Source organism: Erwinia plantamica (genome assembly GCF_043420595.1).
Classification (GTDB): domain Bacteria; phylum Pseudomonadota; class Gammaproteobacteria; order Enterobacterales; family Enterobacteriaceae; genus Erwinia; species Erwinia aeris.
Window position 1 is genome coordinate 69,691 of sequence record NZ_JBGCUC010000020.1, and the last position, 8,071, is coordinate 77,761.

The window sequence follows — 8,071 nt, forward strand, 5'->3', positions numbered from 1 at the left end:
CGGAGCGGCAGCCGTGCCGCTCAGTATCCACTATGACTATTCATCTGTTGATTATTGATGCGCTGAATCTGATTCGTCGCATCCACGCCGTGCAGGATTCTCCCTGCCAGGAAACCTGTATCCATGCTGTGCAACAGCTTATCCTGCACAGCAAGCCGACCCATGCGGTGGCGGTGTTTGACGACGACGATCGCCACGAAGGCTGGCGTCATCAGCGCCTGCCGGACTATAAAGCCGGACGCGCGCCCATGCCGGACACGTTAAAAACAGAGATGCCGCAGATCCGGGCGGCGTTTGAGGCGGCGGGCGTGGCCTGCTGGCACGCGCCGGGCGAAGAGGCGGACGATCTGGCCGCCACTCTGGCGGTAAAGGTTGCCGACAGCGGCCATCAGGCAACCATAGTGTCGACCGATAAGGGCTACTGCCAGCTGCTGGCGCCAAATATTCAAATCCGCGACTACTTTCAGAAGCGCTGGCTGGATTTGCCGTTTATTGAAAAGGAGTTTGGCGTAGCGCCCGCGCAGCTGACGGATTACTGGGGGCTGGCCGGTATCAGCAGCAGTAAGATCCCAGGCGTGGCGGGCATTGGCGCGAAAAGCGCGGCAGAGCTGCTGCAAACCTACGGCTCGCTGGCGGCGATTTACGAGCGGCTGCCGGAAGTGGCGGATAAATGGCGCAAGAAGCTGGAGCAGCAGCAGGAGATGGCGCATCTCTGCCGCGAGGTGGCGACACTGAAAACCGATCTGCATCTGGCCGGCAACCTGAAGGATCTGCGGCTGCCGTAAAGGCAAGCGCGCGTCCCGGGCCTGACGTTGATAACGGACATAGCGGCAACTTCATTGCCGCCTGTCTTTTGCCAGCGGTCTGCGGCCCGGACTCTCTTTAGCGCTCGTCGCGGCGTCCTGGCGTCGCGCCCCAGATGCGGCGAATATGCACGGTAACTTCTTCGCGATCGTGATAAAGCTGGCGCGCCTGAATTTGCGCGTTGATGCCGTTGGCCTTCAGCTTTTCGTCGATCATCGCCAGGTTTTGTGAGACTTCTTCATAGCGCTTTTTCATCGGCAGCTTGAGGTTGAAAATGGTTTCACGGCACCAGCCGTTCACCAGCCAGTCGGCCATCAGGTTAGCCACGCGTACCGGTTTTTCCACCATATCGCATACCAGCCAGTAGATGTTGCTGCGCGTCGGGCGATATTTAAAGCCGTCCTCGCGATGGTGGAAAACCTGCCCGGTATCCATCAGGCTCGGCGCCATCGGGCCGTTATCAACGGCGTGCACCATCATGCTGCGCTTCACCAGCTGATAAGTCCAGCCGCCGGGACAGGCGCCCAAATCGACCGCATAAAGGCCGCTGCCCAGGCGTTCTTCCCATTCGTCGGCCGGTACAAAAACGTGAAACGCTTCTTCCAGCTTTAACGTCGAGCGGCTTGGCGCGTCGGACGGGAACTTCAGCCGTGGAATGCCCATAAAGAACGGGGAGTTGTTCTGCGGCAGCGAGTAGCCGACGTAGCAGTAGCCCGGCGCGATAAAAAAGACGTGCACCACGGGACGCTTGTCGCTTTCGTAATTCAGCAGGATGCCCGCCGAACGCAGGCTGGAACGCAGCGGCACGGTGAACTTGCGGCAGAATTTCAGCAGCTCTTTGCTCTCGTTAGTGTCCGGCACTTCAACCCGCAGCTCGCCGCCCTTTTCCACTACGCCGGTCAGCATCCCCGTCACCGGCGTGACGCGATCCTCAGGAGGCAAATCGCGCAGCAACTCGCCCACAACGATCATCTGACGCGAAAAAATCAGCTCGCTGAAAGGCAGCTCGCGCAGCAGTTTTTCGGCGTCTTCAGGCTGATAGCATTCAAACAGCACGTAAGCGGAATCTTCCTTTACGCGCGCAAAGCCAAATACTTCTCTGGCTGCGGCTTTCGCGGTGATCTCCGCCGCGCACTCTTTTTCAAAGCCCTGACGGCAATAGAGTAAAACTTTATTCATGGCGTTCTGCCCTTTTCTTCAGACGCAGCGCGCCAATCAACATTAAAACCCAGCCAATCAGGAAGCAGAAGCCTCCTACCGGCGTAACGTAAACCCAAAGCTTAAGATGGGACAGCGCCAGACAGTAAAGGCTGCCGCTAAACAGTACGGTGCCCAGCGCCAGCAGCGCGCTGCTCCAGTAAAACCAGATATTGGCGCGGCTGCGCATCGCTGCCGCCAGGCCCAGGATCGCCAGCGTGTGGAAACCCTGATACTCCAGGCCGGTTTTCAACCAGGCCATTTCGCCCGGCCCCAGTGACCGGCTTAATACATGAGCGCCAAATGCGCCCAGCATGACAAAAACAAACCCGCTGATGGCCGTAAAAATCAGCATTGCACGACTCGACATTCTTATCATCCTCTGAGACAGCACGCGCCGCCGCCCTGGCAACGCATGATTAAGGGTTCAGCTTTCGTAGCGGAAGCGGAATTTTTCCTGTTCGCTGGCCGCTTTTGCCAGGATCCACTGACGAAAGGCGGCTATTTTACCCAGTTCTGCCTGACTGTCATGACAAACCAGATAAAAAGCGTTTTTACTTACCAGCACGTCGTTAAAGGGACAGGCCAGCCTGCCCGCTTCTATCTCCGTTTGCGCCATCACGTTGTTCGCCAGCGCCACGCCCTGGCCGTGGATAGCCGCCTGTAAAACCATCGCGCTGTGGCTGAAAATAGGGCCGTGCTGCACGTTGATATTTACGCCCAGCTGGCGCGTATAGGCCTGCCAGTCGCGACGGGAAGCGTCATGCAGCAGCGTAAAGCGCGTCAGATCAGCAGGCGTTTTAAGAGGATTATCGCCGGTTAGCAGCAAAGGTGAACAGACAGGCAGCAAATATTCGGCATAAAGTTTTTCCACCCGCAGGCCCGGCCAGTTGCCGCGCCCATAGAAAATAGCCACGTCTACGTCATCGGCCAGCTTCTCTTCTTCCCGGTCGACGGCCTGGATACGCACGTCTATCCCCGGATAAGCTGAGTTAAAGCTGGACAGGCGCGGCACCAGCCATTGGATCGCAAAGCTGGGCAGCAGGCTGACGGTCAGCGCGCCCTTCGCGCTCCGTGCCTGAAGCTTGCGGGTAGCGTCGTTCAGCGCGGTGAAAATCTCTTTGATATCCAGGTAGTAGCTCTGGCCTTCCTCGGTAAGCAATAAAGAGCGGTTGCGCCGCCGGAACAGCTTAAGGCCCAGAAAATCCTCCAGTGACTTGATCTGATGGCTTACCGCCGCCTGGGTCACAAAAAGCTCTTCTGCGGCCCGGGTAAAACTGAGATGACGTGCGGCAGCATCAAATACGCGCAGGGCATTTAAAGGAGGAAGACGTTTCGACATGATTACCGGTTACAGAATGTTGGCTTCGGACATAAGGCCGCTGACGCAGCTTTACGTATTAGTTTTTTTTATCCGAGCCATTATAATTTGTCCGTTGAGGATGCACCAGCAAATACCTATAGTTGCCGCACTTCCTGAGCCGGAACGAAAAGCAGTTTGAAATTGAAGCGCTTGCGCGGGGATTTTAGAAGGCTTTTGGCTTGTGGTCGTGATGTTGTGTTTGCAATTGATCTGCCTTTTGCAGATCGGGTAGTCCGACTACCGCTTTTAGATTTACCCTGTCTGTCCATAGAGATTTAATAGCACCGCAAATTGCGGTGCTTTTTTTTGCCTGAAACTTACTGGCCCATTTCAACCATTTCTTTTACGTCTGAACGGTTGATCTGCTGCTTGTTGCCGTTAGCATCTTTGTAGCTGATCATACCGGTATCGTCATCTACTACGGGTTTGCCGTCGGCGACGATGGTACGGCCATCATTGGTATGCATAACATAATTGCTTGAGCAGGCAGCCAGGGCAAAAGTCATGGCGCAGGCGGCCATAATAGCAGCAAATTTTTTCATCTTTATATCTCCTTGCAGATAGTAATGCGATAAACCACCCGCAATGCGCGATCCCGAGGCAAAAAGCGAGTAAATTGCCTGTCCTGAGAAAGCTTATTTGCGGGTAATAGTTTAAACCTTGCATAAATCAGGATAACTCGCTTTTCAGACATTGCCAGGAAAGCGCCTGTAATTCAGTTGGATTCGGTAAAAACCGCATCAATCCACCCTTATTCGAGGAGAACATGAGCATATTTTCGCCTGTTCATTTTCGCCAGCAGTTTCCCGCGTTGGACGAAGCCGGCATCTATCTTGACAGCGCGGCCACCACGCTGAAGCCAGCGGCGGTGATTGAAGCCACCCAGGCGTTCTACAGTCAGGGGGCCGGAACCGTGCATCGCAGCCAGTTTGCCGCCGCGCGTGCGCTAACCGACCGCTATGAAAATGCCCGTGGTCAGGTGGCGCGACTGCTGAATGCCCCGCTCGCCAGCAATATTGTCTGGACCAAAGGCACCACGGAAGCGATCAACCTGATCGCCCAGGGCTATTTTCGACCACGCCTGCGGCCAGGCGATGAGATCGTCGTCAGCGAAGCCGAGCATCACGCCAATCTGGTGCCATGGCTGATGGTGGCTGAGCAGACCGGCGCCAAAGTGGTGAAGTGGCCGATCGGCAAAGATTTGCTGCCCGGCATCGCGACGCTGGAAACCTTACTGAATGCGCGTACGCGGGTGCTGGCGCTTGGACAAATGTCCAACGTCACCGGTGGCTGCCCGGATTTAAGCAAGGCCGTCGCACTGGCGCATCGCGCGGGCGCAAAGGTGGTTATAGACGGCGCGCAAGGCGTGGCGCATCGGCCGCCCGACGTAGCAGCGCTGGATATCGACTTTTATGCTTTTTCCGCCCATAAGCTTTATGGGCCAATGGGGACAGGCGTGCTCTATAGCAAAACGGCGCTGCTGGAAGCGATGCAGCCCTGGCAGGGCGGCGGAAAAATGCTGACCACCGTCAGCTTTGACGGCTTTACGCCGCAGGCGGTGCCCTGGCGCTTTGAGGCAGGCACGCCCAACGTAGCGGGCGTCATCGGGCTGAGCGCGGCGCTGAGCTGGCTGGAAACAGTGGATATGGCGGCGGCAGAAAGCTGGAGCTGCGGGCTGGCCGACGTGGCGGAAGAGCGGCTGGCGGATCTGCCCGGCTTTCGCAGCTTCCGAGCCAGCGGCTCCAGCCTGCTCGCCTTTGATATCGCGGGCGTACACCACAGTGATATTGTTACGCTGCTGGCGGAAAGCGGCATCGCGCTGCGCGCCGGCCAGCACTGCGCCCAGCCGCTGCTACAGACACTTGGCGTCAACGGCACCCTGCGCGCCTCTTTTGCGCCCTATAATACGCTTAACGATGTTGAAGCGCTGGTCAGCGCCATGACCACCGCACTGGAACTTTTGGCAGATTAACTATGACGACTTTACCGGCTCCGCACCCGTTCGGCACGCTGATTACCGCCGACGGCTTAAAACAGACTTTTTCCGCCTTTACGCAGTGGGAAGAACGCTATCGCCAGCTGATTTTGCTGGGAAAACAGCTGCCCGCACTGGCGGAGGAGTGGAAAACGGCGGAAATCGAACTCAGCGGCTGTGAAAACCGCGTCTGGCTTGGACATCGACAGTCGCCCGACGGCAGCCTGCACTTTTACGGCGACAGCGAAGGCCGCATCGTGCGCGGACTGCTGGCGGTGCTGCTGGTCAGCGTGGAAGGAAAGCTGCCCGAAGAGATATTGCAGAGCGATCCGCTGGCGCTGTTTGATGACCTGGGGCTGCGCGATCAGCTCAGCGCCTCGCGCAGCGCCGGACTGGCGGCACTGGCGACAGCGGTAGTGAAGGCGGCGAGCGAAGCGGGTTAAGCAAATCAGAAGCGGCGTCAGCCGCGCGCCGCTTTCGCCATCATTTTTTTCAGCACGTGGGAAACGGCCACGAAGCCGAAAGTGGCGGTGACCATCGTGGCCGCGCCGAAGCCGGAAGCGCAGTCCATCCGCTTTGGCCCTTCCGCCGTACTGCGTGAAGCGCAAACGGAACCGTCCGGCTGCGGATACATCAGCGCCTCGGTGGAAAACACGCAGTCAATACCCAGCTTGCCCTTGCTGTTTTTAACGATATTGAAATCGCTTTTTAACCGTTCGCGCAACTTAGCCGCCAGCGGATCCTGAATCGTTTTCGCCAGATCCGCCACCTGGACCTGCGTGGGATCGATCTGACCGCCTGCGCCGCCGGTGGTAACCAGCGGGATTTTATTACGGCGGCACCAGGCCAGCAGCGCCGCTTTTGGCCGCACGCTGTCGATGGCGTCAATCACATAGGTAAAGCCGCCGCTCATCAGCTCAGCCGTATTTTCCGCAGTGATAAAGTCATCCACGCAGGTCACTTTGCATTCCGGGTTGATGGCCAGGATGCGTTGCGCCATTACCTCGGTTTTCGCCTGCCCTACTGTGCCTTTCAGCGCGTGGATCTGCCTGTTGGTATTGGTCACGCAGACATCGTCCATATCGATCAGCGTGATGGCGCCGATACCGGTGCGCGCCAGCGCTTCAGCGGCCCAGGAGCCTACGCCGCCAATGCCGATCACGCAGATATGCGCGTCGGCGAAAAGTTGCAGAGCAGACTGACCATATAAGCGTGCCGTGCCGCCAAAGCGCTGTAGCCAGGCGTCGGAAAGAACCCTCATGATTTACCTCAACGTCGGAAACGGGCCGGAAACGCCGGCCCGTTGACCTTAATTATCGACTGACCAGCGCCGCACCGGCATTGCCATTTTGTGCCATAGAGAAAGGAGAAACGCCCGCGCCCGGCGCCGCTTTCAGCACCCAGACGCGACCGTAGTGGTTATACCAGCCTGCCATATGGCCCGCCTGCTCGCCGATACCCTGATAGATATCAAAGTGCTGGCCCTTAATAGCGCCGCCCACGTCGAGCGCCACCATCACGCGCATTTCATATTTGCCGTTGAACTTGCCTTTATCGTTCAGCAAAGGCACCTCCGCCAGCAGTACCGTGCCCGGCGGGATCAGCGAACGATCGGCGGCCACCGAGGCTTTGGCGATCAGCGGTACCGCGCTCGCGCCGCGTACCGGCGCAAACTCTTCCGGCTTAAAGAAGACAAAGGACGGGTTCTGCTCCAGCAGCTCGCGCACCTCGGCCGGGCTGTGGTTTTCGCCCCATTGGCGGATAGCCTGCATCGACATATCTTCGCGCTTCACTTCGCCGCGATCGATCAGCACCTTACCGATGCTGCGATAAGCATGGCCGTTCTTGCCGCCGTAGCCGAAGAAGGTCAAAGGACGGCCGTCGCCGTAGTCAACGTAGCCGCTGCCCTGCACGTCCATAATAAAGTTATCCATCAGCGAATTGCTGTAACCGATAACGTAGCGTTCATCCAGGCCGCCGCTGTAGATTTCCGCTCGGCTTGGCAAACGGCGCTTGCCGCGCGGCGGCATGCGGTATAAAGGATACTGAAATTCGCCCTGGCGGGTGTAGCGGGCATGGATAACCGGCGTGTAGTAACCGGTAAACTGCACGTTGCCATAATTGTCGGTGCCTTCCATCTGATACGCATCCACGCCGTACTGGCGCAGCTGCCGCGTATCACCGCCCGCCATCAGCCAGCTTTTTAGCGCGCTGTAGGTGGAGAGCTGGCGGGAAAACATGGCTGGCGAAGCGGCCTGGATTTCCAGCAGCTGATCGGCAAAATCTTTGCCGTTAACGGGGCGCCCTTTGGCGTTAGGTTGATTAACCAGCCCCAGCGGCTGCTGCAGCTTGCCGTCCTTATACTGCTGGCCGCGATCGGTAGGTTTGGAGGAACATCCCGCAAGCAGGGCGATTAACGCCCCGGTGACCATATACTTTGCCCAACGTCCTTTCATTATTCTCTACCTTTATACGCAATTGCAGGCGAAGATAGCAAAGCGCCCCACAGATTAAAACGTCCTCGCCAAAAAGAAGCGTCGGTTTTGCACAACAATACAACAATCGGCTGACAAATTAAGCAGTAAGGGCGATTTCAGGCGTTAATTTGCAAAAAGGGGTTGCAACAAAATCGCCGGAGAGTATAGTGCGCATCCACGGACGCGGGATGGAGCAGCCTGGTAGCTCGTCGGGCTCATAACCCGAAGGTCGTCGGTTCAAATCCGGCTCCCGCA

9 protein-coding genes and 1 tRNA gene are annotated in these 8,071 nt (G+C 57.6%); 4 read left to right on the forward strand and 6 right to left on the reverse strand.

Going from position 1 to position 8,071, the window contains the following annotated elements; all coding sequences use genetic code 11:
• Positions 1–32 precede the first annotated feature (32 nt).
• On the forward strand, positions 33–785 hold the full coding sequence (gene xni, locus AB3U87_RS18785) for a flap endonuclease Xni (protein WP_301252645.1): 753 nt from the start codon (positions 33–35) through the stop codon (positions 783–785).
• 97 nt (positions 786–882) lie between these two features.
• Here xni and rlmM read toward each other — a convergent pair whose 3' ends face one another.
• The 4 genes from rlmM to AB3U87_RS18805 form a co-directional block, all read right to left on the reverse strand.
• Positions 883–1,983: a 23S rRNA (cytidine(2498)-2'-O)-methyltransferase RlmM gene (gene rlmM / locus AB3U87_RS18790; protein WP_301730100.1), complete on the reverse strand. Its 1,101-nt coding sequence runs from the start codon at positions 1,981–1,983 to the stop codon at positions 883–885.
• Positions 1,976–2,371: a DUF423 domain-containing protein gene (locus tag AB3U87_RS18795; RefSeq protein WP_253458802.1), complete on the reverse strand. Its 396-nt coding sequence runs from the start codon at positions 2,369–2,371 to the stop codon at positions 1,976–1,978. The genes rlmM and AB3U87_RS18795 overlap by 8 nt, the downstream gene beginning before the upstream one ends.
• A gap of 57 nt (positions 2,372–2,428) precedes the next feature.
• A complete protein-coding gene (locus AB3U87_RS18800; protein WP_125287404.1) occupies positions 2,429–3,343 on the reverse strand; it encodes a transcriptional regulator GcvA in 915 nt (304 codons plus the stop codon).
• A gap of 338 nt (positions 3,344–3,681) precedes the next feature.
• Positions 3,682–3,906: a YgdI/YgdR family lipoprotein gene (locus AB3U87_RS18805; RefSeq protein WP_253458800.1), complete on the reverse strand. Its 225-nt coding sequence runs from the start codon at positions 3,904–3,906 to the stop codon at positions 3,682–3,684.
• A gap of 224 nt (positions 3,907–4,130) precedes the next feature.
• Here AB3U87_RS18805 and csdA point away from each other — a divergent pair, with 224 nt between their 5' ends.
• Both csdA and csdE read left to right on the forward strand, forming a co-directional pair.
• On the forward strand, positions 4,131–5,336 hold the full coding sequence (csdA, locus tag AB3U87_RS18810) for a cysteine desulfurase CsdA (protein ID WP_301730099.1): 1,206 nt from the start codon (positions 4,131–4,133) through the stop codon (positions 5,334–5,336).
• Between the two features lie 2 nt (positions 5,337–5,338).
• Positions 5,339–5,782, forward strand: a complete 444-nt coding sequence (gene csdE, locus AB3U87_RS18815) for a cysteine desulfurase sulfur acceptor subunit CsdE (RefSeq protein WP_301730098.1) — start codon at positions 5,339–5,341, stop codon at positions 5,780–5,782.
• Between the two features lie 17 nt (positions 5,783–5,799).
• On the opposite strand, the gene tcdA is transcribed toward csdE, so the two are convergent.
• Together tcdA and mltA are read right to left on the reverse strand one after the other, a co-directional pair.
• Entirely contained in the window at positions 5,800–6,600 is an 801-nt protein-coding gene (gene tcdA, locus AB3U87_RS18820) for a tRNA cyclic N6-threonylcarbamoyladenosine(37) synthase TcdA (RefSeq protein WP_301730097.1), read from the reverse strand.
• A gap of 52 nt (positions 6,601–6,652) precedes the next feature.
• Positions 6,653–7,795, reverse strand: coding sequence for a murein transglycosylase A (gene mltA / locus AB3U87_RS18825; protein ID WP_253458791.1), 1,143 nt, complete (start codon positions 7,793–7,795; stop codon positions 6,653–6,655).
• 203 nt (positions 7,796–7,998) lie between these two features.
• On the opposite strand from mltA, the gene AB3U87_RS18830 reads away from it, so the two are divergent.
• A tRNA-Met gene (locus AB3U87_RS18830) sits at positions 7,999–8,071 on the forward strand.